The sequence below is a fragment of the Bradyrhizobium sp. CCGB01 genome (genome assembly GCF_024199795.1).
Lineage (GTDB): Bacteria > Pseudomonadota > Alphaproteobacteria > Rhizobiales > Xanthobacteraceae > Bradyrhizobium.
In genome coordinates, this window is sequence record NZ_JANADK010000001.1 from 285,129 (window position 1) to 307,090 (window position 21,962).

The 21,962-nt window shown below is 66.3% G+C and carries 18 protein-coding genes and 1 riboswitch; of the genes, 11 read left to right on the forward strand and 7 right to left on the reverse strand.

Features of this window, described 5'->3' with window-relative positions:
* Positions 1-69: 69 nt before the first annotated feature.
* From tsaD to NLM25_RS01290, 3 genes are read left to right on the forward strand one after another with little or no spacing between them, the layout of a single operon-like run.
* Complete coding sequence (gene tsaD, locus NLM25_RS01280) at positions 70-1,143, forward strand: tRNA (adenosine(37)-N6)-threonylcarbamoyltransferase complex transferase subunit TsaD (protein WP_254135751.1); 1,074 nt, start codon at positions 70-72, stop codon at positions 1,141-1,143.
* A 2-nt stretch (positions 1,144-1,145) separates the two neighbouring features.
* On the forward strand, positions 1,146-2,126 hold the full coding sequence (locus NLM25_RS01285; RefSeq protein WP_254135752.1) for an NAD(P)H-dependent glycerol-3-phosphate dehydrogenase: 981 nt from the start codon (positions 1,146-1,148) through the stop codon (positions 2,124-2,126).
* A gap of 2 nt (positions 2,127-2,128) precedes the next feature.
* Entirely contained in the window at positions 2,129-2,542 is a 414-nt protein-coding gene (locus NLM25_RS01290; protein WP_212484862.1) for an EVE domain-containing protein, read from the forward strand.
* A 76-nt stretch (positions 2,543-2,618) separates the two neighbouring features.
* On the opposite strand, the gene NLM25_RS01295 is transcribed toward NLM25_RS01290, so the two are convergent.
* Positions 2,619-3,713, reverse strand: coding sequence for an adenylate/guanylate cyclase domain-containing protein (locus NLM25_RS01295; RefSeq protein ID WP_254141090.1), 1,095 nt, complete (start codon positions 3,711-3,713; stop codon positions 2,619-2,621).
* Between the two features lie 101 nt (positions 3,714-3,814).
* On the opposite strand from NLM25_RS01295, the gene NLM25_RS01300 reads away from it, so the two are divergent.
* Entirely contained in the window at positions 3,815-4,270 is a 456-nt protein-coding gene (locus tag NLM25_RS01300) for an SRPBCC domain-containing protein (RefSeq protein ID WP_254114897.1), read from the forward strand.
* Positions 4,271-4,282: 12 nt separating this feature from the next.
* Here the strand turns inward: NLM25_RS01300 and NLM25_RS01305 are convergent, their stop codons facing one another.
* Positions 4,283-5,452 (reverse strand): DNA topoisomerase IB, encoded by a 1,170-nt coding sequence (locus NLM25_RS01305; RefSeq protein ID WP_254135753.1) that lies wholly within the window; start codon positions 5,450-5,452, stop codon positions 4,283-4,285.
* Positions 5,453-5,851: 399 nt separating this feature from the next.
* On the opposite strand from NLM25_RS01305, the gene acs reads away from it, so the two are divergent.
* Complete coding sequence (acs, locus tag NLM25_RS01310) at positions 5,852-7,801, forward strand: acetate--CoA ligase (RefSeq protein ID WP_254135754.1); 1,950 nt, start codon at positions 5,852-5,854, stop codon at positions 7,799-7,801.
* A 60-nt stretch (positions 7,802-7,861) separates the two neighbouring features.
* Here the strand turns inward: acs and NLM25_RS01315 are convergent, their stop codons facing one another.
* Together NLM25_RS01315 and NLM25_RS01320 are read right to left on the reverse strand one after the other, a co-directional pair.
* Positions 7,862-9,634, reverse strand: a complete 1,773-nt coding sequence (locus NLM25_RS01315) for a S8 family serine peptidase (protein WP_254135755.1) — start codon at positions 9,632-9,634, stop codon at positions 7,862-7,864.
* Between the two features lie 56 nt (positions 9,635-9,690).
* Positions 9,691-10,188 (reverse strand): hypothetical protein, encoded by a 498-nt coding sequence (locus tag NLM25_RS01320; protein WP_254114890.1) that lies wholly within the window; start codon positions 10,186-10,188, stop codon positions 9,691-9,693.
* A 421-nt stretch (positions 10,189-10,609) separates the two neighbouring features.
* On the opposite strand from NLM25_RS01320, the gene NLM25_RS01325 reads away from it, so the two are divergent.
* The gene (locus tag NLM25_RS01325) at positions 10,610-11,125 is read left to right on the forward strand and encodes a L,D-transpeptidase (RefSeq protein ID WP_254135756.1); all 516 of its coding nucleotides are present in this window, start codon (positions 10,610-10,612) and stop codon (positions 11,123-11,125) included.
* 54 nt (positions 11,126-11,179) lie between these two features.
* Here NLM25_RS01325 and NLM25_RS01330 read toward each other — a convergent pair whose 3' ends face one another.
* Positions 11,180-11,770, reverse strand: a complete 591-nt coding sequence (locus tag NLM25_RS01330) for a thermonuclease family protein (RefSeq protein WP_254135757.1) — start codon at positions 11,768-11,770, stop codon at positions 11,180-11,182.
* 79 nt (positions 11,771-11,849) lie between these two features.
* Positions 11,850-12,050: a DUF1674 domain-containing protein gene (locus NLM25_RS01335; protein WP_254135758.1), complete on the reverse strand. Its 201-nt coding sequence runs from the start codon at positions 12,048-12,050 to the stop codon at positions 11,850-11,852.
* 188 nt (positions 12,051-12,238) lie between these two features.
* Here NLM25_RS01335 and NLM25_RS01340 point away from each other — a divergent pair, with 188 nt between their 5' ends.
* The 3 genes from NLM25_RS01340 to purH all read left to right on the forward strand — a co-directional run bounded on the left by NLM25_RS01340 (position 12,239) and on the right by purH (position 17,217).
* A complete protein-coding gene (locus NLM25_RS01340) occupies positions 12,239-13,585 on the forward strand; it encodes an RsmB/NOP family class I SAM-dependent RNA methyltransferase (protein WP_254135759.1) in 1,347 nt (448 codons plus the stop codon).
* A gap of 155 nt (positions 13,586-13,740) precedes the next feature.
* Positions 13,741-15,459, forward strand: a complete 1,719-nt coding sequence (locus NLM25_RS01345) for a heparinase II/III family protein (RefSeq protein WP_254124118.1) — start codon at positions 13,741-13,743, stop codon at positions 15,457-15,459.
* A gap of 58 nt (positions 15,460-15,517) precedes the next feature.
* A riboswitch (ZMP/ZTP riboswitch) is annotated at positions 15,518-15,599 on the forward strand.
* 25 nt (positions 15,600-15,624) lie between these two features.
* Positions 15,625-17,217, forward strand: a complete 1,593-nt coding sequence (purH, locus tag NLM25_RS01350) for a bifunctional phosphoribosylaminoimidazolecarboxamide formyltransferase/IMP cyclohydrolase (protein WP_254135760.1) — start codon at positions 15,625-15,627, stop codon at positions 17,215-17,217.
* A 114-nt stretch (positions 17,218-17,331) separates the two neighbouring features.
* Here purH and NLM25_RS01355 read toward each other — a convergent pair whose 3' ends face one another.
* A complete protein-coding gene (locus tag NLM25_RS01355; protein WP_254135761.1) occupies positions 17,332-18,717 on the reverse strand; it encodes an MFS transporter in 1,386 nt (461 codons plus the stop codon).
* 102 nt (positions 18,718-18,819) lie between these two features.
* Between NLM25_RS01355 and ggt the strand changes: the two genes are divergently transcribed.
* Positions 18,820-20,568 (forward strand): gamma-glutamyltransferase, encoded by a 1,749-nt coding sequence (ggt, locus tag NLM25_RS01360; protein WP_254135762.1) that lies wholly within the window; start codon positions 18,820-18,822, stop codon positions 20,566-20,568.
* A gap of 97 nt (positions 20,569-20,665) precedes the next feature.
* Complete coding sequence (locus tag NLM25_RS01365) at positions 20,666-21,961, forward strand: MFS transporter (protein ID WP_254114877.1); 1,296 nt, start codon at positions 20,666-20,668, stop codon at positions 21,959-21,961.
* The last annotated feature ends 1 nt before the right edge of the window (position 21,962 follow it).

The following is a 21,962-nucleotide window of genomic DNA, read 5'->3' on the forward strand; positions in this document are numbered from 1 at the left end:
GCTACCGGATGTACCAGAACGCTGCTTTCCGGATGAGCGCAAGGGCGCAAATTGGATAACGATTCGCCAATGCTGGTGCTGGGCATCGAAACCACCTGCGACGAGACCGCCGCGGCCGTCATCGAACGCGCGCCCGACGGCATCGGCAGGATCCTGTCCAACATCGTGCGGTCGCAGGTCGAGGAGCACGCCCGCTTCGGCGGCGTGGTGCCGGAGATCGCCGCGCGCGCGCATGTCGACCTGCTCGACGGCATCATCGACCGCGCCATGCACGAGGCCGGCATCGACTATGCGCAGCTCAGCGGCGTCGCGGCCGCCGCGGGGCCGGGGCTGATCGGCGGCGTCATCGTCGGCCTCACCACCGCGAAGGCGATCGCGATGGTGCACGACACGCCGCTGGTCGCGGTGAACCATCTCGAAGCGCATGCACTGACGCCGCGCCTCACCGACGGAATTGAGTTTCCCTATTGCCTGTTCCTCGCCTCGGGCGGGCATACCCAGATCGTCGCGGTCACCGGTGTCGGCCAATATGTGCGGCTCGGCACCACCGTCGACGACGCGATCGGCGAGGCCTTCGACAAGGTCGCGAAGATGCTGGGCCTGCCCTATCCCGGCGGCCCGCAGGTCGAACGCGCGGCGGCAAACGGTGATGCCACGCGCTTCGCGTTCCCGCGGCCGATGCAGGGACGCCCCGATGCCAACTTCTCGCTATCGGGATTGAAGACCGCCGTGCGCACAGAAGCGAGCCGGCTCACCGAGATCACGCCGCAGGACATCAACGATCTCTGCGCGAGTTTTCAGGCTGCGGTGCTGGACTCGACGGCCGACCGTCTCAACGTCGGCTTGAGGCTTTTCCGCGAGCGGTTCGGCGCCCCCCATGCACTGGTGGCGGCCGGCGGCGTTGCCGCCAACCATGCGATCCGCGGCGCCTTGTACGGCGTCGCGCGAGAGGCGGACACGCAGCTGATCATGCCGCCGCCCGCGCTCTGCACCGACAATGGTGCAATGATCGCCTGGGCCGGTGCCGAGCGCCTCGCGCTGGGCATGACCGACACGATGGAAGCCCAGCCCCGCGCGCGCTGGCTGCTCGACGCAAACGCGACGGCGCCCGCTGGTTACGGCAAGACGCGGGCGGGATACTAGCAATGGCTGCGTTCCAGTCCGTCGCAGTGATCGGTGCGGGCGCATGGGGCACGGCACTGGCGACGGTAGCGGCGCGCGCCGGACGGAACGTGACGCTCTGGGCGCGCAATGCCGAGCATGCCGCGCGAATCGCCTCGACCCGCGACAATCCGCGGCTGCCCGGCGTGCGGCTGGTGCCGGAGATCGTCGTGACGCACGCGCTTGCGGAGGCCGCGCGCGCGGACATGGTGCTGATCGCAACGCCCGCGCAGCATTTGCGTGGCGCGGTCAACATGCTGGCCTCGCACCTGACAAAGCCGGTGCCGATCGTCGCCTGTGCCAAAGGCATCGAGCACGGCACCCACAAATTCATGACCGAAATCATCGCCGAGGCCGCGCCTCAGGCACAGCCAGCGATCCTGTCGGGCCCGAGCTTTGCCGACGACGTCGCGCGCGGCCTGCCGACGGCGGTGACACTGGCGGCGAAGGATGAGGCGTTGGCGAGCAGCCTGGTGCAGGCGCTGGGCTCGCCGACCTTCCGTCCCTATCACTCCACCGATATCCGAGGCGTCGAGATCGGCGGCGCGGCCAAGAACGTGCTGGCAATCGCAGTCGGCATCGCGGTCGGGCGCAAGCTCGGCGCCTCGGCCCAGGCTGCGCTCACGACCCGCGGCTTTGCCGAGCTCACGCGCCTGGGTCGCGCGCTCGGCGCGCGCGGCGAGACACTCACTGGCCTGTCCGGCTTCGGCGACCTGATCCTGACCTGCTCTAGCCCGCAATCGCGCAATTTCGCGCTCGGCCTTGCGCTCGGCCGCGGCGAGCAGCCGCCCGCCGGCAAGCTTGCCGAAGGCGAGTTCACCGCACCCGTGCTGATCGAGCTCGCAGCTTCGCAAAACATCGAGATCCCGGTATCAGAAGCGGTCGCTTCGATCCTGAGCGGCCGGAGCACGATCGACGCCGCGATCTCGGGGCTGTTGACGCGCCCCTTCAAGGCAGAGGAATGAACATGGCGTACTGGCTGGTGAAATCCGAACCGTCGGTGTGGTCCTGGGACCAGCAGGTGGCGAAGGGCGCCAAGGGCGAGGCCTGGACCGGCGTGCGCAATTACACCGCGCGCATAAACCTCGTGAACATGAAGAAGGGCGACAAGGCGTTCTTCTATCATTCCAACGAGGGCAAGGAGATCGTCGGCATCGCCGAGATCATCAAGGAGGCCTACCCCGATCCCACCGACAAGACCGAAAAATTCGTCTGCGTCGACATCAAGGCCGACAAGCCCTTGAAGACGCCGGTGACGATGGCCGCGATCAAGGCCGAGAAGAAGCTCGCCGACATGGCGCTGGTGAAATATTCGCGCCTGTCCGTGCAGCCGGTGACGGCGGAGGAGTGGAAGCTCGTCTGCAAGATGGGCGGGGTTTAGGTGTAGGTGCTGTAGCCCGGATGAGCGAAGCGACATCCGGGACCGCTGGCCCCGCATATCGCTTCGCTCATGCGGGCTACGACTCCCGAACTTGCGGCTCGGGCAGCGCAAACACCTCGCACGGCAAGGCAATGCCGCGCAGCGAATGCGATCCAAGCGCGACGAGTGGCATGTCCGTCTCGGCTGCGAGCGCGCCCGACACCAGCACTGTCCTGCCAAGTTGCTTGCATAATCCTTCGAGGCGGCTGGCGAGATTGACGGCGGGACCGATCGCCGTGAAATCGAGCCTGTTGGCGGCGCCGATGTTGCCCCAGAGCATTTCGCCGAGATGTAGGGCCGCGCCGAACGCGAGCGGCGGAAGCCCCTGGGTCCCTCGCTCCCCATTGAGATAGGCCATGCCGGCTTCGGCTGCGCTTGCGGCGCGCAGGGCGGCATCGCACGCGCGCCGCGGTGACGCCTCGACCACCGGAAAGATCGCGAGCACACCGTCGCCGATGAATTTCAGCACCTCGCCGCCGAAGGCGTGAACCGCACCGGCGATGCGATCGAACCAGGCGTCGAGCGCTGCGATGACCTGGGCGGGCGGTGTGGTGTCCGACAAGGTCGTGAAGTTGCGCAAGTCGGCATAGAGCAACGCGGCTTGAATGGTCTCGCCGAGATCGCGCCGCAGCGGTGCCGCCAGCACCCGCTCCGCGCTGCGCTTGCCGAGATAGGCATCGAGCGTTGCGCGCAACGTGGCGCGCGCAGCGAGCACCGCCAGCGGCGTCGCGGCGAAACGCGCAGCCTGGCGCAATTGCTCGGTCTCGTCCGCGGTGAACGGACGCGGCCCGATCCAGCCGAGCTGCGGCCCATCCTGCCGCCCGACGACCTCCTCGTGCACCTCGCCGCGCGCGATGTCGCGCAGCCAGCGGCGACCGGCATCATCGGGCGGGTCGGGCGCCAGCCCACTTGGCGCGAAACCGAGCGCTTCGATGACCCGCCCGTTCTCCGCACGCCACAGCCAGGTCCGCTTCGCGATCAGCGGATGCGGCACCTCCAACGTCAGGCTGCCTGCCGCAAGCGGCACGCCGTCGGCGACCAGATGTGCGCCGAGCTCCGCGAGCAGGCGGTCGGCTCCGGGGCATTCCGAGGCGGCATCGACGAGCCAGGCGAGGGTCGAGGGGAGCTGCATGTGGAGATGATGGCGAAGGTGGACCGTCTTTGTCACGGGCAATCCTTGACGGTCCGCTTTGGCGCCGCCATGTGCCAGTGTCAGCCCAGGGATGATCGCCGATGACCGAGCCGTTCGTAGTGCGACGCGAGACCCAGATCGCCGCCCCGCGCGCCACCGTCTTCGCCTATTTGACCGACCCCGAGAAAATCCTGAGCTGGATGGGCTCCGACGCGACCACGGAACCGCATCCCGGCGGGCTCTATCTCCTCAAGGGCATCGGCCCGCGCGGCGGAGTCGCTCGCGGCGCCTTTCGCGAGGTCGTGCCGGTGCATCGTCTGGCCTACACGTTCGGCTGGGAAGGCGGCCAGGAAGTGCCGCCCGGCTCGAGCCTGATCGAGATCGACCTGATCGAGCGCGACGGCGGGACGCTGCTGCGCATGACCCACAGCGGACTGCCGACCGAGGAACAGGCGGCTGCGCACGCAAAAGGGTGGGGGCACTATCTGGAACGGCTCACCATCGCGGCCGCGGGCAGCGATCCCGGGCCGGACAAGGGTGTTTCAGACAAGACGTAGCGATACGGCTGGTCACACCGCCGCGGTCGCCACCACCTGCTGCAAAAGTTGCTCGCGCCGGGCCTGCGAGCGCTGGCCCTTCATGGTCGCGGCGAAGCGTTCGAGGATACCGTCCTCGAAGGCCGTGACGATGGTGTCGTGGACGTAGCTCTTGCGGCAGATCGCCGGCGTGTTGGAGAGCTTGTCGGCGGCGGCGCGGATCGCGTCCAGCACCTGCTTCTTGCGGCCGCGCTGGCTGGTCGCCGGCGTGATCCGCGACAATGATTCCACCACGACGGCGGACGCCATTAGCGTGCGGAAATCCTTCAGCGAAATCTTGATGCCGGCGATCTCGCGCAAGAACGCGTTCACCTGCGTGGTGCTGACCGCGCGCACGATGCCGTAGGCGTCGCGATACTGGAACATGCGCTTGCCGGGAACGCCGTTCAGGATGCCGATGGCACGCACCAGCTTGGCCGCGTCGCACTCCTTGCGCACCGCCTTGCCGCCCTTCGCCTTGAAGGTCAGCACGAAGCAGTCGTCTTCCAGCGTGACGTTGGATTTCAGCAGTGTGGTGGCGCCGCGAGTGCCGTTGAGGCGGGCATAGGATTCGTTGCCGGGACGGATCGCGGTGCGCGCGATCAGCTCGATCACGGCCGAGAGCGCGAATTCACGCGTCGGCTCGTCGCCCGACAGGAACGCCGAGACCTTGCGCCGGATCTTTGGCAGCGCGCCGACGAGCTTTTCCAGCCGGTGCGCCTTGCGGTGCTCGCGCACCTTTTCCCAGTCGGCGTGATAGCGATATTGCAGCCGGCCCGCGGCATCGCGTCCCACCGCCTGGAGATGCGAGCTCGGATCGGCCGAGTAACGCACCTCGCGGTAGGCCGGCGGCACCGCCATGGCGTGCAGCCGGCGGATGGTGCGCGCGTCGCGGATATGGGCGCCATTGGGACGGACGAAGGAATAGCCCTTGCCACGCCTGATGCGGCGGATCGTGAGCTCGTTCTGGTCGCCGAGCCGCAGGCCCAGCTCCTTGGCGAGCGCCTCGACCGTCGCCGCAGGCGCCGTGTCGAAGACCCTTTTCGGGCTCGCGCGCCTGAAAGCGGCCGGTTTCGGCCATTGTCCGAGGGCTTTGGCCAGCGCAACGGCTGCAGGATCGGCTGAAGCGGGCCGCATCGTCCCGAGATTCTGCTGATCCATCATACTCTTATGCCTTAGCCCTGCCTGTTATCGGTCAATGCAATTGTTCTAATTTTTGTTCCAGAGGCCTCGTTGGACCCCGGGTTGGCCATTTAGGGTGTTCCGAACCCTATTGCGAGTCCCGAATCAGTGAGCAGTGGTTCCTAAATACCTCCGTGGGATGCATGGGGCCCTGCGCGGGCCCGTTCCGGGGGTTTTGGTAAAGACCTCGAAGGCCGCCCCGGCCTGTTTCAGATCTGCGACAGTCGCTCCAAGTGGACTTGATCGTCCGCATGGCCGGCCGCTCGTCGAAGGTCCAGCTTGTGCTCCTTGTCGGGTCCGGTTAGCCCGACGCATAATCGGTTCAACGATGACGTCGGCTCGCCAGTCACCTGGCTCGGCTTGCCGTATCTGGAGGGAAGCATGTCCGAGAAGATCTACGACGTCCCCGCGGAATGGGCCAAGCGCGCCTGGATCGACCAGGCCAAGTACAAGGACATGTACGCCCGCTCGATCTCGGACCCGAACGCCTTCTGGGCGGAACAGGCCAAGCGTATCGACTGGATGAAGGCGCCGACCAAGATCGAGAACGTCTCCTTCGCGCCCGGCAACATCTCGATCAAATGGTTCGAGGACGGCGTCCTCAACGTCGCCCATAACTGCATCGACCGGCATCTGCACAAGCGCGCCAACCAGACCGCGATCATCTGGGAGGGCGACGATCCCTCGCAATCCAGGCACATCACCTACAAGGAGCTGCACGACGAGGTCTGCCGGATGGCCAACATCCTGCGCACCCGCAACGTCAAGAAGGGCGACCGCGTCACCATCTACCTGCCGATGATTCCCGAAGCGGCCTACGCGATGCTGGCCTGCGCGCGGATCGGCGCGGTCCATTCCGTGGTGTTCGCGGGCTTCTCGCCCGACAGCCTCGCCCAGCGCATCAACGACTGCCAATCCAAGGTGATCATCACCGCGGACGAAGGCCTGCGCGGCGGCAAGAAGGTGCCGCTGAAGGCCAATGTCGATGCTGCGCTCGCCAAGGCCGACGGTGTCGACTGGGTCGTCGTGGTCAAGCGCACCGGCGGCAAGATCGACATGAACCCGACGCGCGACCTCTGGTATCACGACGCCGCCAAGATGGTGACGACGGAATGCCCGGCCGAGCACATGCACGCCGAGGATCCGCTGTTCATCCTCTATACGTCAGGCTCGACCGGCCAGCCCAAGGGCGTGCTGCACACCTCGGGCGGCTATCTCGTGTTCGCGTCGATGACGCATCAATACGTCTTCGACTACCACGACGGCGACATCTACTGGTGCACGGCCGACGTCGGCTGGGTCACCGGCCACAGCTACATCCTGTACGGACCTCTGGCGAACGGCGCGACCACGCTGATGTTCGAGGGCGTGCCGAACTATCCGGACAATTCCCGTTTCTGGAACGTGATCGACAAGCACAAGGTCAACACCTTCTACACCGCGCCGACCGCGATCCGCGCGTTGATGCAGAGCGGCGACGAGCCCGTGAAGAAGACCTCGCGTGCAAGCCTCCGGCTGCTCGGCTCGGTCGGCGAGCCCATCAATCCCGAGGCCTGGGAGTGGTATCACCGCGTCGTCGGCGACGACCGCTGCCCGATCGTCGACACCTGGTGGCAGACCGAGACCGGCGGCATCCTGATCACCCCGCTGCCGGGCGCCACAAAACTGAAGCCGGGCTCGGCGACACAGCCGTTCTTCGGCGTGGTCCCTGAAATCGTCGACGCCGACGGCAAGGTGCTGGACGGCGAGACCACGGGCAATCTCTGCCTGACGCGGTCATGGCCGGGCCAGATGCGCACGGTCTATGGCGACCACGCCCGCTTCGAGCAGACCTATTTCTCGACCTACAAGGGCAAATACTTCACCGGTGACGGCTGCCGCCGCGACGCCGACGGCTATTACTGGATCACCGGCCGTGTCGACGACGTCATCAACGTCTCCGGCCACCGCATGGGCACGGCGGAAGTCGAGAGCGCGCTGGTCGCGCATGAGAAGGTCTCGGAAGCGGCCGTCGTCGGCTTCCCGCACGACATCAAGGGGCAGGGCATCTACGCCTATGTCACCCTGATGGCCGGTGTCGAACCGACCGAGGATCTGCGCAAGGAGCTCGTCACCTGGGTGCGCAAGGAGATCGGCCCGATCGCATCCCCGGACCAGATCCAGTTCGCGCCGGGCCTGCCAAAGACCCGCTCCGGCAAGATCATGCGCCGCATCCTGCGCAAGATCGCCGAGGACGAGCCGGGCAGCCTCGGCGATACCTCGACACTGGCCGATCCCGCCGTGGTCGACGACCTCGTCAAGAACCGGCAGAACCGGACGAAGGGCGCCTGAGCGCGCGCAGCAAGCGGCCGATAGCCAAGCTGTCGGCCGCACGCGGTGTAGAGCAGACGTCTATCCGGATTTTTTCGCCTTCTTCTTGACCGTTTTCTTGGTCGTTTTCTTGGCCGTCTTCCTGGCGGTCTTGCGGCCGCCCTTCTTGGCCGTCGCCTTCGCAGTCTTTCCGGCCGCCTTCCTGGCGGGCGCTGTTTTCTTCGCCTTGCTCGGGGCCCTCTTTTTTGCGGCCTTCTTGGCCGGCTTCGGCCCGTCTGGCGCCACTCTGGCGGCAGCCGCGGCGGCCAGCGCCGCATCAACGGCGGCCGCGGCATCGACCTGGCCAAAGCCGAAACGATCGCTATGGCCGTTGGCGTCGTAAGACGCGGCCGGCCCGATCTTCTCCGCCGTGCTCTGGAGAATATTGCGAACGTCGTCGCGGCTGAGACTGGAATTCGCCGCCAGGACGAGGGCCGCGACCCCTGCCGCCAGGGGCGTTGCCGACGAGGTCCCGCCGAAGACGTTGGTGTTGAGTCCGTCGGTGCCGCCGGCCGCGGCGCTGCCGATATTGAATCCGCGGCCGGGTTTGCTCACGTCGGTCGTGAAGATTCCTTGCGCGCCGCCGCTTGACGGCGCGACCACGGAGACTTGGGGGCCCCGGTTGGAATAGTCCGCAAGGTCTCCCTGATCGGTCGATGCGCCGACACCGATCGAGAAGGGCGACTGGGCCGGAAATCCGACCTGATCCCGAAAATCATTGCCGGTCGCGCAAAACACGGGACAGCCCTTTCCGCCGCGGCCCGCACCTGCCTCTTCGAGCGCGAACCGGATATCGGGCGATGCCGGTCCACTCCACGAGCAGGACAGGATGTCGGCAAAACGCGAAGCATACCGGATGGCATTCGCGACTTGCGATTCCGTGGCGAGATCATCCGCGTGGAAAATCTTGACTGGAAGGATGCTTGCTCTCGGCGCGATTCCGAAAACGCCCTTCCTGCCTGATGCCGCCGCGACACCGGCACAGCAGGTCCCGTGAATGTCATTCCCCGCCATCATGTCGAACGGTGCGCGAAACCGTTTTGGCGTCGGATCGAAATGATCGGGCGCGTCCTCTCCGACGAAGAAGTCGCGCCCGAACCGGTCGCGCGGCTCGTTTGGGTCGGGCCTGCGCCTGATGTTGGACGCGAGATTCGGATGGTCGACGTCGACACCATCGTCGAGGACGGCGATCACGATGCCGCCTCCTTGCGATTTGCTCCAGGCCCTGCGTGCGTTGACCGTGGCGAGATGCCATTGCGCAGCGATTGGCTTGGGGGCTTGCAATCCGCGCTTGAACTCGGAAACGAAGTTCGGAAAGGCAAACACGACTTCGTCGGTTTCAGTCAGCTCGTTGGCGAGCTCGACCATCTTTTCGGCAATGTACTTGCGCGTCGGATCGAAGGCGATCAACTGATCCGACTGGAACGCGTTGCGGACGCGGACCTGGAGCCCGTATTTGTCGAGTACCGCTTTCTGTTTCGCCTCCGCGACGTTCGGCTCGAACCTGAGCACGACTTCGCGATAGACCACGCGCAGCGTGCCGCGCGGATCGGAGAATACGGCGGTCTTGACCTTGTCCAGGTCGGCCGCCGCGCGTTGAGCCGGCGAGGCATAAGCGGGGACGCTCTTTTGAAAGACCTGCTGCACGACACGATTGGCAACCACCGCGGCACGGCTCGCGGCCGCGCGCTCCGTCGGCGATGCCATCGCCACCTGCGGCCCGAGCGAGAACGTTCGCATGCCGCGTTGAACATGCGAATCCAGCGACACCGGCTCCAGCTCGAGCCAATCGTCCTTTCCATATCGCAATTTCATGGACCCCTCCCGACTGACCGACGGTTGAGGGGATCATAGCTCGCGACTTTCGATAGTCACGTGCTTTCGCGCCGGAACGCCGCCCGGACGTCCGGCCATGCTGTCGCAACCTTGCTGTCCTTTTCCATCTCCGCGGCGACATCAGGGAAATAGCGCGTATCGTCCGTGCGCACGGCGAACTCGGCCTGCTGGGGCGACCATTTGTTGCGTTGGCCGGGCGCGACCTTGTGCCTCTTGGCAAAGGACTGCAAAACCTTGTCCGTTGGCGCTTCCTTGAACCGAACCTGCATCCGGCCGGTAGGCAGCAACCGGTTGCCTTCGTCGTCGGCGAGGATCGGGGCCACCACCCCCTCCGTACCGACCACCTTGTTGACGCGTTCGGACAACCGGCGGAGATCCTCCCCGGTCGTTTCCAGGACGTGGGTTTGCGGTACGCCAGAGACGGTTGCGATCTTGCCGTCGGCGACCTTCGCAAGCTGTTCCTGAATCTCGGGCGAGAGCGACCCGATGATGACGATTCCCCCGCTTGGGGTACGCGAGCCGTCGCTTGTCATGGACACCTCGGGCTTAAGGCGAGAGCGGCACCCAGAATATAGGGCGGCGACCGCTTTTCGATAGTTGCGCGGCAAAATTATCCCATCCGGAGCGGAAAGTAAGCGGCCGGCAGGTAGCCCGCGGCCGGGGACGCGAGAGCGACGGCGCCCCCTGAAATAACAGCCGTTCACACCCTCACGGACTTGTCAGGACACGCGGCGGCAGGTCCGCATCTTTCCGGCCGGGTGTTGTTTCCAGGTTATTTACTTTATTTCGAACATTTCCTTTGTTCCCCCTGCTGGCTGGCCCTCGGTGGCCGTGCGTGGAAACCATCCGGTTAACGGGCGCGGTTAAGAATGTCCCCTGACAAGGACCTGGAGAGCCGGCGATTGCCGGTTTTGCGTAGATTTGGACGGCCCGTTCCGGGCAAGGGGAAAATTGATGTCCATGAGGATTGCTGTGGCGCTGACCGCCACCATCGTTGCTGGGGTCTCGATGTCGACGGCGGCGCAGGCGCGGCCGGAAATGGTGGGCGCGCACCTGGCCGACTATTCGCCGGGCACCATCGTGGTCAAAACCAACGAGCGGCGGCTCTATCTCATCCTCGATAACGGCCACGCCATGCGCTATCCGGTCGGCGTCGGCAAGTCAGGCAAGCAATGGGCCGGCACCACCCGCATCGACGGCAAATATCTCAACCCGGCCTGGTCACCGCCTGCGGAAGTGAAGCGCGACAAGCCCAGCATCCCCGACGTCATTCCGGGCGGCTCGCCGCGCAACCCCATGGGCGTTGCGGCGATGACGCTGGCCGGCGGCGAATATGCGATCCACGGCACCAACGTGCCCGGCTCGGTCGGCGGCTTCGTCTCCTATGGCTGCATCCGCATGCTCAACGACGACATCACCGATCTCTACAGCCGCGTCTCCGTCGGCACCAAGGTGGTCGTGACGCGCTGATCTCCGGATCGAGGCAAGACAACAAAGCCGCGTCCGTCGACGCGGCTTTTTTTGTTACCAGAAGCGCCAGCCCCGCGCGCACCAGCCGTCGCGGTGGCCGCCATTGTAGCTGCGCACATGACCGCCCGCGAGCAGCGCCGCCGAGACGTTGGCGGTGCGCTTGGTCGCCACGTCGGCGAGAACGCGGCCGTATTTGTCCTGGCCAAGATTATAGATCGTCACGCCGCCCTGGCCGAGCAGGGCGCGCAGCGCGTCGCTGGCGGCTTCGGCCTTGTCCAGCTCAGCTTGGCAGGATGCTTTCATCTCTGGCGCATCGATGCCGCGAAGACGGACACGCGCGACGAGGTCGCGGCCGTTAGGCTGATGCACGCGCGCAAGGAAAGTATCGCCATCGACGGTCCTGATAACATCAACCGCTTGACGCATGTCGGAATTGCCGGACTGCTGCAGGATGATCTCGGCATCACGCGCTTGGCCGTCATCCGCATGCGGAAGCGGCCAGTTCGTCCCGTGACGGAAGATGAGCACGGCCGCGACCGCGACGCCGACCACGAACATCCACGGCAACAATCCGGAGAAGCGGCGGCCGAACGGTGAGCCGCTGTATGAGGGCCGGTATGGATGGCTGGGATCGAAGCGCGGCATCCGCGCACGCTAGGGCTGAGTCGGCTGAACCGGCAAGCCGGCTTAAAAACTTAGAAGGAGAGTGCGTAAAGCCGGTGCCTCAAAAGTCCGAGGCGATACCTTTGCGCTCCCAATCGCCGTATCGGGTGGGCTCAGGCCCCTTCGGTCCCTGCAATTCCCTGGGCGCAGCTTCTGCATGCGCGGCGGCCGCAGCCTGCCGGCGCGCCTCCGCTTCCGCCAAAGCGCGCTGGGCGGCCGGCGAAAGCGGCTTGCGATCGGGAACGGAGGGCTGGTCACTCATCTCGGCGGTTCCTAGCGCAGGATCACGGGACGTGCGAGGTCCAATATCGCATTGCTGAAATGGTCATCGCGGGCTGTAAACGCGAGAGACCATTCTTACATTTGGCATATTCGCGTGCCAGAGATCGGTTTCTCGAGGCATGCGCCCATTGCGGCGGAACTGCCGCTCGCTCAGAACCTTGCCTCCGCATGCCATCTCAACGTTTTGCCCCTCCGTCCGAAGTGCCAGGTCTCGCGGCACGGCGGATTGCCGCCGACATCGTCGACGGCGTGCTGCACAAGCACCGCACGCTTGACGACCAGCTCGACGGCGGCGGTGCCCATCCCGGATTGAAGACGCTCGCCGACCGCGACCGCGCGCTGATGCGCCGCCTGGTTGCGACCGTGCTGCGCCGGCTCGGTACGCTCGGCCATGTTCTCTCTCGGCTGCTCGACAAGGGCATTCCCTCCGACGCGCCCCGCGCACAGAGCGCGCTGCTGATCGGCGCCGCACAGATCCTCTGGATGGACGTGCCCGATCACGCCGCGGTCGACCTCTCGGTCCGCCTCGTGCAATCCGACCGGCGCGCCGCGCGCTATGCCGGCCTCGTCAATGCCGTGCTGCGCCGCTGCGCGCGTGAGGGCCAGGCGCTGGTCGAAGAGGTGTCCTCGCAATCGCTGGACCTGCCGCCCTGGCTGCTGGCGCGCTGGAGCACGCATTACGGCGAGGCGACCGCGCGCGACATGGCGCTGGCGCTCGGCCATGAACCCTCGCTCGATCTCACCGTGAAGTCGGATGCCGCGCAATGGGCGAGCCGCCTGCATGGCGAGACACTGCCGACCGGGACGGTGCGGATGCTGCTGCACGGCTCGGTGACGGTGCTGCCGGGCTTTGCCGAAGGACAATGGTGGGTGCAGGACGCTGCCGCCGCGCTGCCGGCGCGCCTGTTCGGCGACATCAAGGGCAAGGCGATTGCCGATCTCTGCGCCGCCCCCGGCGGCAAGACCGCGCAATTGGCGCAAGCCGGCGCGCATGTCACCGCGATCGACCGCTCACCCGCCCGGGTGGCACGTTTGCGCGAGAACCTCACGCGGCTGTCGCTCCAGGCCGAGACTGTCGTCGCCGACGCCGTCGAATGGGCGGGTCCGGCCGACGGTTTCGACGGTATCCTGATCGATGCGCCCTGCACATCGACCGGAACGATTCGCCGCCACCCCGACGTCGCCTGGCTCCGGCAGGAATCCGACATCGCCGCCCTGACCGCGCTCCAGCAGCGGCTGCTGAAGAAATCCGTCTCGCTGCTTAAACCGGGCGGCACGCTGGTCTACTGCACCTGTTCGCTGGAACCCGAGGAGGGCGAGCAGGCGATCGCGGCGCTGCTGGCCGCGGAGACTGGCCTGCGCCGTGTGCCGATCGAAGCGTCCGAGGTCTCCGGGCTGAGCGAGATCATCACCAGCGAGGGTGACCTGCGCACCCTGCCCAGCCACCTTCCGAACGCCGATCCCAAGCTCGGCGGGCTCGATGGATTCTACGCAGCCCGGCTCGTTAAATCCTGATTTTGCACCGGTTTTTGCGACGGGGCCGATTCGCGCAGCTTCAAGATGGTGTTAGCCGGCCGAATTTGGGATTAAGAAGGATTCGTCGTTAATCCTCTCCCCCTTCAAGGCAAGGCGTGTCGGTCGCTCAACGCAGACGTATCTCGACGCTGGTGATGAGCCGCTTCGCGCGGAACGTGCTCGCGCGCGCGAGCGGCGGTTCCGTGGCGGTGTCGCGCGTCTGGCCCGGACGCACCGACCGGCTGATCATCGCGCCGCATGACCTGCGCACGGCCGATGCGACGCGTGCTGCCGAGATCTATGCCGGCCGCTTCGTCTTCGCCGGCAAGATCGTCAATTGCCACGGCCGCTCGATCTTCGATCTCGAGCCCCCGTCGGAAGACTGGGAGGTCGCGCTGCTCGGATTCGGCTGGCTGCGCCATCTGCGCGCCGCCGACACCGCGCTGACGCGGGCCAATGCGCGCGCGCTGGTCGAGGACTGGATCGCCAACCCCGCCAACAAGCGCCGCCCCGTCGCGCGCCGCGCCGACGTGCTGGCGCGGCGCGTGATCTCGCTGCTGTCGCAGGCGCCCTTGGTGCTCAACGACACCGACAACAAATTCTACCGCCGCTATCTGCGGGCGCTGGCGCGGGAGATCCGCTTCCTGCGCTACACCATGGTCAACATTCCCGACGGGGTGCCGAAGCTCCAGGTGCTGATCGCGCTGTGCTACGCGTCGCTGTGCCTTGCCAACCAGGCGCGGCACATTCGCAGCGCCTCGAAAAAGCTCTCGGACGAGTTGCAGCGGCAGATCCTGCCCGACGGCGGCCACATCTCCCGCAATCCGGGCGCCCTGATCGAACTCCTGATCGACCTGTTGCCGCTGCGGCAGACCTTTGCCGCGCGCAACATCGCGCCGCCGCCGGCGCTGCTCAACGCGATCGATCGCATGATGCCGATGCTGCGCTTCTTCCGGCACGGCGACGGCAATTTCGCGCTGTTCAACGGCATGAGCGCGACGTCCTCGGACCTGCTCGCGACGCTGCTGGCCTACGACGACACCCACGGCGCGCCCATGGCGAACATGCCGCATACCGGATTCCAGCGCCTCGATGCCGGCCAGACCACGCTGATCATCGACACCGGTCCGCCGCCGCCGGCCGGCGTCAGCCACGACGCCCATGCCGGCTGCCTGTCGTTCGAATTGTCTTCCGGCATCAGCCGCATCGTCACCAATTGCGGCATGCCGACGACGGGCCGCGACAATTGGCGGCCGTTCGCGCGCGGCACCGCGGCGCATTCGACGCTGACCTATCACGAGACGTCCTCATGCCAGTTCGTGGAGATGTCGGCGATGAAGCGCCTCCTGCACGGCGCGCCCGTCACCAGCGGCCCCGTCGAGGTCGAGAGCTATCGCGAAATCGTTCAGAACGGCACGCTGCTCACGACCTCGCATGACGGTTATCTTTCCAAATTCGGCGCGATCCACCGCCGCGTGCTGATGATCGCCAATGACGGCGCGCGCATCGACGGCGAGGACACGCTGTCGCCGCCGCAGGGCGGACGCTTCAAGGGCGCCGACGCCGACTTCGCGGTGCGCTTCCATCTGCATCCCGCGGTAAAGGCGAGCCGGTTGTCGGACGCCCGCGGCGTCATGCTGGTGCTGCCGAACCGCGACGTCTGGACCTTCGAGGCGCTCGACGACAAGGTCGACCTCGAGGACAGCGTGTTCCTGGCCGGCAATGACGGCCCGCGCCGCACCGCGCAGATCGTGATCCGGCAGGATGCGCGACAGGCGCCCTCGGTCCGCTGGAGTTTTGTGCGATCCACGGCCTCACCGACCGTGACCAATGCCCGGCGCAACGCGCGGCGGGAGCCGGAACTCCCGCTGTAAACGCGCGTCTGCCAGTCCTGTCTGGCGTTGTGAAAACGACTGAAAACTGCTATCGAGCCCTCGCTCGCGCGACTGGCGACCTTGGATGGAGCACCATCGGGAAGCGCGGGATTTAGCTGCCGCGCGCCTGGGCATAGACACTCCTTAAGACAGAGGATCTTGCTCATGACTGACCATCCCCGCCGCGTCACCCGCGCCCTTCTCTCCGTTTCCGACAAGACCGGCCTGATCGAGTTCGCAAAGGCGCTGGCCGCGCACGATGTCGAGCTGGTCTCGACCGGCGGCACCGCGAAAGCGATCGCCGCGGCCGGCCTCAAGGTGAAGGACGTTTCCGACCTCACCGGCTTCCCCGAGATGATGGACGGCCGCGTCAAGACGCTGCATCCGAAGGTGCATGGCGGCCTGCTCGCGATCCGCGACAACAAGGAACATGCGGAAGCGATGAAGGCGCACGGCATCGCGCCGATCGACCTGCTCGTCGTCAACCTCTACCCGTTCGAGGCGACCGTCGACAAAGGCGCGGGCTTCGAGGATTGCATCGAGAACATCGACATCGGCGGCCCCGCGATGATCCGCGCCGCCGCGAAGAACCATGACGACGTCGCCGTCGTGGTTGAGGCGGAAGACTACAAGGCCGTGCTCGACGAGCTCGCCGCCAACAACGGCGCGACCACGCTAAAACTGCGCCGGCGGCTTGCCGCAAAGGCCTATGCGCGAACCGGCGCCTATGACGCCGCGATCTCGAACTGGTTCAACCGCCAGCTCGAAATCGATGCGCCCGACTTCCGCGCCTTCGGCGGCAGACTGATCCAGTCGCTGCGCTATGGCGAGAATCCGCACCAGACCGCGGCGTTCTATGCGACGCCCGACAAGCGCCCGGGCGTCTCGACCGCGCGGCAGCTCCAGGGCAAGGAGCTCTCCTACAACAACATCAACGACACCGATGCGGCCTATGAATGCATCGGCGAGTTCGACGCCCAGCGCACCGCGGCTTGCGTCATCGTCAAGCACGCCAATCCCTGCGGCGTCGCGGAAGGTTCGAACCTCGTCGAGGCCTATCGCAGAGCACTGGCTTGCGACTCCACATCGGCGTTCGGCGGCATCATCGCGATGAACCGCGCGCTCGACGCCGACACCGCACGCGAGATCACCAAGATCTTCACCGAGGTGATCATCGCGCCCGACGCGAGCGAAGAAGCGATCGCCATCATCGGCGGGAAGAAGAATCTGCGCCTGCTGCTCGCAGGCAGCCTGCCCGATCCCCGCGCGCCCGGCCTCACCGCCAAGACGGTGGCCGGCGGTCTGCTCGTGCAGAGCCGCGACAACGCCGTGGTCGACGACATGACCTTCAAGGTCGTGACCAAGCGTGCACCGACGGACGCCGAGATGCGCGACCTCAAATTCGCGTTCCGGGTCGCAAAGCACGTCAAGTCCAACACGATCATCTATGCCAAGGATCTCGCCACCGTCGGCATCGGCGCGGGCCAGATGAGCCGGGTGGATTCAGCGCGGATCGCGGCGCGCAAGGCGCAGGATGCGGCGAACGAGCTGAAGCTCGCCGAGCCGCTGACCAAGGGCTCGGTCGTGGCGTCGGATGCGTTCTTCCCGTTCGCAGACGGCATGCTCGCCTGCATCGAGGCCGGCGCCACCGCCGTGGTGCAGCCCGGCGGCTCGATGCGCGACGACGAGGTGATCAAGGCCGCCGACGAGCACGGCATCGCCATGGTGTTCACCGGCACGCGGCACTTCAGGCACTGAGCCTCACCACGAGCGTAGCCCGGATGGAGCGTAGCGAAATCCGGGTTATGTCCTCGCGGATAGATCGTCCCGGATTACGCTTCGCTCCATCCGGCTACGGGACGACGGCGGGAGTTACTTCTCCCGCACCCGCATCAACAGCCCCAGTCCCGCGACGAAGAACACCACCAGCACGGCCATGCCGGCCTTCTGGCTCGCCGTCACCGCGGTGATCATGCCGATCAGCAGCGGGCCGATGAAGGACGTGACTTTTCCAGTCAACGCAAAGAGGCCGAAATACTGCGCGATGCGGTCCTTCGGCGCGAGACGGATCAGCAGGGTGCGTGAGGCCGCCTGCAGCGGGCCGCCGGCAGCGCCGATGAGACAGCCCAGCACGAGATAGGCACGCTCGGCCGCGCTCGAGAACAGGGGCGCGCCCGGCTGCGGCGGCGCGACCTTGACGAACAGCACGCTGTCCCTGTCGACCAGAAGGATCGCCGCCACCGACAGCAGCAGGATCAGCAGGCTGCCGGCGATGACGCGCCTCGGCCCGAGGCGATCGTCGAGCTTGCCGCCGAGCCATGCGCCAAAGGTGCCGGCAATCGCGAGCATGATGCCAAAGGTGCCGATCTGGATCGTGTGCCAGCCGAAGGTGCCAGCGGCATAGATGCCGCCGAACGCGAACAGCGACACCAGGCCATCGGTGTAGATCATGTTGGCAAGCAGGAACGCCGCGAGCGATTTCCGCTGCGGCAGCCCCTTGATCGATTGCTTCAGCTCCGACAGCCCTTCGTGCAGCGCCTCGCGCACCGGGCGCTTCGCCGGATAATCCGGCGTGAACAGGAATAATGGCGTCACGAAGATGATGAACCACAGCCCGGTCAGCGGTCCGACGATGCGATCGCCCTGATGGCTGACCGGATCGAGCCCGAACAGCGGCTCGAAGCCGAGCAGCGTGCGGCCGGTCTCGGGATTGGCGGCGAGGAAGCCGAGCACGATGATCAGGCTGACGATCCCGCCGATGTAACCGGTGGCCCAGCCGGTGCCGGAGAGCCTGCCGATCCGCTCCGGCGGCACCAGGGTGGGCATCATCGCGTTGTTGAAGACGGTGGCGAATTCCGCACCGACGCTGGCGAGCGCGACCGCGGTGAGCAGCGGCGGAATGACGGCGGGATCGCCGGGCTTGCCGATCCACAGCGCGCAGGCCGCCAGCACCAGCAGCGCGCCGAATCCTGCGATCCAGGGCTTCCTGCGGCCTGAGGCGTCGGCAATGGCGCCGAGCACCGGCGACAGCAGCGCGATCGCGAGGCCCGCAGCCGCCATCGCAAAGCCCCACAATGACTGGCCGGTGGCGGGATTTGGCGCGATGCTGGTGGCGAAATAGGGCGCGAAAACAAAGGTCGTGATCAGCGTGAAATAAGGCTGCGCGGCCCAATCGAAGAAAATCCAGCTGATGACGGCGGCGCGCGGCGGATAGGTCCGCTGCGCCCCTACGCGCGCATCCGAGGCGATCGTCGTCATCGTCCAGTCCCCATCACGAACAGTTTTGCCTCTCTTGGCGCAGACCGTATAGCATTGCGGCGGCGCGTGTGAACTGCCCCAAAGCCACGGCGGAAGTTAGAGATGTCGTCATATTCGACACGGCGGACATTTTTCGCCTTTGTTGCCACTCTGGCGTTTGGTCTTGCGCCTGCGGCCGCGCAGGATGCGCGGCGGACCTATCTCCCGCCCGCGCCCGGCACGGTGCGCGCCGTTCCGTCCGAGCACGGCATGGTGGTGGCGCAGGAGAAGATCTCCGCGCAAGTCGGCGCCGACATCCTGCGCCGCGGCGGCAATGCGGTCGATGCCGCGGTCGCCACCGGCTTTGCGATGGCCGTGACCTATCCGCGCGCCGGCAATATCGGCGGCGGCGGATTCATGGTGATCCACTCGGCCGAGCGCAACGAGGACGTCACGATCGACTATCGCGAGACCGCGCCCGCTGCGACCACGCCGCAGATCTTCCTCGGCGCTGACGGAAAGCCCGATACGGCGAAGTCACGGGATTCCGCGCTCGGCGTCGGCGTGCCCGGCACCGTCGCAGGTCTTGCGCTGGCCCTGGACAAATATGGGTCGGGCCGGTTCACGCTGGCACAGTTGCTCGAGCCCGCGATTACGCTCGCCCGCGACGGTTTTGTCGTCACTGACGACATTGCCGACACGTTGCCGGGCTGGCACCGGCGGCTCGCGCGCTGGCCCTCGTCGGCCAGGATCTTCTCGCGCCCCGACGGCACGCCGCTCGGCGAAGGCGACAGGCTGGTGCAGAGCGATCTTGCCGAAACGCTGTCGGCCGTCGCCGCACAGGGGCCGCGCGGCTTCTATGAGGGGCCGGTCGCGGACAAGCTCGCCAAGGCCGTGACTGACGCCGGCGGCATCATGACGCCGGCCGACCTGACATCCTATCAGGCGGTGATCCGGGCCCCGGTGCGCGGCACCTATCGCGGCTACGACATCGTCTCGATGCCGCTGCCGTCCTCCGGCGGCGTGGTGCTGGTGGAGACGCTCAACATCCTCGAGGGCTTTGAGCTCGCCGATCTGAAACAGGGGTCGCCGGCATCGCTGCATCTGCTGATCGAAGCCATGAAGCGCGCCTATGCGGACCGTGCGCGCTATCTCGGCGATCCCGCCTTCGTCAATGCACCGATCGCGTCGCTGACCGCAAAGGACTACGCCGCCAGGCTGCGCGCCGGCATCTCCTCCGATCGCGCGACGCCGTCGAAGCAGCTCGTCTCCACCCCGCCCGCGCCGCGCGAGGGCACCAACACCACGCACTTTTCCGTCGTCGACGCCGGCGGCAATGCGGTCAGCAACACCACCACGCTGAATTTCAGCTACGGCGTCGGCCTCGTTGCCGATGGCACCGGCGTGCTGCTCAACAACGAGCTCGACGATTTCACCGCGGCGGTCGGCGCTTCCAACGCCTATGGCCTCGTCGGCTACGAGGCCAATCTGCCCGGACCGGGCAAGCGGCCGTTGTCCTCCATGTCCCCGACCATCGTGCTCAAGGACGGCAAGCCGGTGCTGGTGACCGGCTCGCCCGGCGGCAGCCGCATCATCTCGACCGTGCTTCAGGTCATCGTCAACGTGCTCGACTACAGGATGGACGTGGCCGCCGCCGTGGCGGCCCCGCGGCTGCACCATCAATGGCTGCCGGACGAGGTGCGCATCGAGAGCGGCTTTCCCGACGATGTGCTGTTCGAGCTGAAGGCGATGGATCACCTCATCGTCGAGCCGATGGGACAGACCTCGGCCAATTCGATTCTGGTGACGCGGAACGGGCCGCTCGGCGCGCCCGATCCGCGTACCCGCGGCGCGGAGGCCGCGGGACAGTAGGCTTACCGTTGCATGGCACGGGAGCGCGCGCCTGCTTGCTCAGGCTGCCCCGCGTGCTACCACCGCGCAGCTTCAAAAGGATTGCCGGGAAACGCACATGAGCACAGCCGATCCGACCGGGCGCATCGAGCGCGCCGAGATCGAAGACACCAGCCTTCTTGCCTTCTACCGCGACATGAACGCGCCGGAGCGTCGAACGTTCTGGGCCTGTGCGGCGGGCTGGGCGCTCGACGGCATGGACTTCATGATCTATCCGCTGGTGATCGGCACCATCATCGCGCTGTGGAAGGTCGATGCGGCCTCGGCGGGGCTCGCCGGCACCGTGACGCTGCTGGCCTCCGCGATCGGTGGCTGGCTCGGCGGCTATCTCTCCGATCATATCGGACGTGTCAGGACGCTCCAGATCACCATCATCTGGTTCTCGTTCTTCTCGCTGGTCTGCGCGGTCGTGCAGAATTTCGACCAGCTGCTGATCGCGCGCGCCGTGCTCGGCCTCGGCTTCGGCGGGGAGTGGGCGGCGGGCGCCGTGCTGATGGGCGAGGCGATCCGGCCGCAATATCGCGGACGCGCGGTCGGCTCGGTGCAGTCGGGCTGGGCGGTCGGCTGGGGTCTCGCCGTGCTGTCGCAGGCGATCCTGTTCTCGGCTTTGCCGCCGGAGACGGCGTGGCGCTGGATGTTCGTGATCGGCGCGCTGCCGGCGTTGCTGGTGTTCTACATCCGACGCTCCGTCACCGAACCCGAGATCGCCGCCGAGGCCCGCGCAAAGCAGGCTGCGAGCGGCGATCGTCCGGCGCTCTGGGAAATCTTCTCCGGTCCGATCCTGAAGACCACGATCCTCGCCTCGCTGATGGCGACGGGCTGCCAGGGCGGCTACTACGCCGTCACTTTCTGGGTGCCGCAGTTCCTGACCAAGGAGCGGCACCTGTCGATCGTCGGTTCGACCGGTTATCTCTCGACGCTGATCATCGGCTCCTTCATCGGCTATCTCGTCGGCGCCTGGCTCGCGGATCGGATCGGCAGGCGTAACCTGTTCCTGATCTTCTCGATCGGCGCCATGGCCGTGGTGCTGCTGTACACGCAGCTGCCGCTCACCAACGAGATCCTGTGGGTGCTCGGTTTCCCGCTGGGCTTCTTCGCCTCGGGCTATTTCTCGGGGATCGGCGCGTTCCTGACCGAGCTCTATCCGACTCGGCTGCGCGGCTCCGGCCAGGGCTTCTGCTACAATTTCGGTCGCGGCATCGGCGCGCTGTTTCCGTTCCTCGTCGGCGCGCTGTCGGCGACGACGTCGCTCGCGAATGCGATCGCGATGTTTGCAGTGGTGGCTTACGCGGTGTTCTTCATCGCCGCCTTCGCGCTGCCGGAGACGCGCGGGCGCGTGCTGCACGCGGACTAGC

Bases quoted from the DNA above. Each gene is read 5' to 3' on its own strand.
- NLM25_RS01305 (WP_254135753.1), bottom strand. From the start codon at position 5,452: ATGATGGATCAGCAGAATCTCGGGACGATGCGGCCCGCTTCAGCCGAT.
- NLM25_RS01330 (WP_254135757.1), bottom strand. From the start codon at position 11,770: ATGCCGCGCTTCGATCCCAGCCATCCATACCGGCCCTCATACAGCGGC.
- NLM25_RS01340 (WP_254135759.1), top strand. From the start codon at position 12,239: ATGCCATCTCAACGTTTTGCCCCTCCGTCCGAAGTGCCAGGTCTCGCG.
- ggt (WP_254135762.1), top strand. From the start codon at position 18,820: ATGTCGTCATATTCGACACGGCGGACATTTTTCGCCTTTGTTGCCACT.
- NLM25_RS01320 (WP_254114890.1), bottom strand. From the start codon at position 10,188: ATGACAAGCGACGGCTCGCGTACCCCAAGCGGGGGAATCGTCATCATC.
- NLM25_RS01335 (WP_254135758.1), bottom strand. From the start codon at position 12,050: ATGAGTGACCAGCCCTCCGTTCCCGATCGCAAGCCGCTTTCGCCGGCC.
- tsaD (WP_254135751.1), top strand. From the start codon at position 70: ATGCTGGTGCTGGGCATCGAAACCACCTGCGACGAGACCGCCGCGGCC.
- NLM25_RS01345 (WP_254124118.1), top strand. From the start codon at position 13,741: ATGAGCCGCTTCGCGCGGAACGTGCTCGCGCGCGCGAGCGGCGGTTCC.
- NLM25_RS01355 (WP_254135761.1), bottom strand. From the start codon at position 18,717: ATGACGACGATCGCCTCGGATGCGCGCGTAGGGGCGCAGCGGACCTAT.
- acs (WP_254135754.1), top strand. From the start codon at position 5,852: ATGTCCGAGAAGATCTACGACGTCCCCGCGGAATGGGCCAAGCGCGCC.
- NLM25_RS01315 (WP_254135755.1), bottom strand. From the start codon at position 9,634: ATGAAATTGCGATATGGAAAGGACGATTGGCTCGAGCTGGAGCCGGTG.
- NLM25_RS01300 (WP_254114897.1), top strand. From the start codon at position 3,815: ATGACCGAGCCGTTCGTAGTGCGACGCGAGACCCAGATCGCCGCCCCG.
- NLM25_RS01365 (WP_254114877.1), top strand. From the start codon at position 20,666: ATGAGCACAGCCGATCCGACCGGGCGCATCGAGCGCGCCGAGATCGAA.
- purH (WP_254135760.1), top strand. From the start codon at position 15,625: ATGACTGACCATCCCCGCCGCGTCACCCGCGCCCTTCTCTCCGTTTCC.
- NLM25_RS01325 (WP_254135756.1), top strand. From the start codon at position 10,610: ATGTCCATGAGGATTGCTGTGGCGCTGACCGCCACCATCGTTGCTGGG.
- NLM25_RS01285 (WP_254135752.1), top strand. From the start codon at position 1,146: ATGGCTGCGTTCCAGTCCGTCGCAGTGATCGGTGCGGGCGCATGGGGC.
- NLM25_RS01290 (WP_212484862.1), top strand. From the start codon at position 2,129: ATGGCGTACTGGCTGGTGAAATCCGAACCGTCGGTGTGGTCCTGGGAC.
- NLM25_RS01295 (WP_254141090.1), bottom strand. From the start codon at position 3,713: ATGCAGCTCCCCTCGACCCTCGCCTGGCTCGTCGATGCCGCCTCGGAA.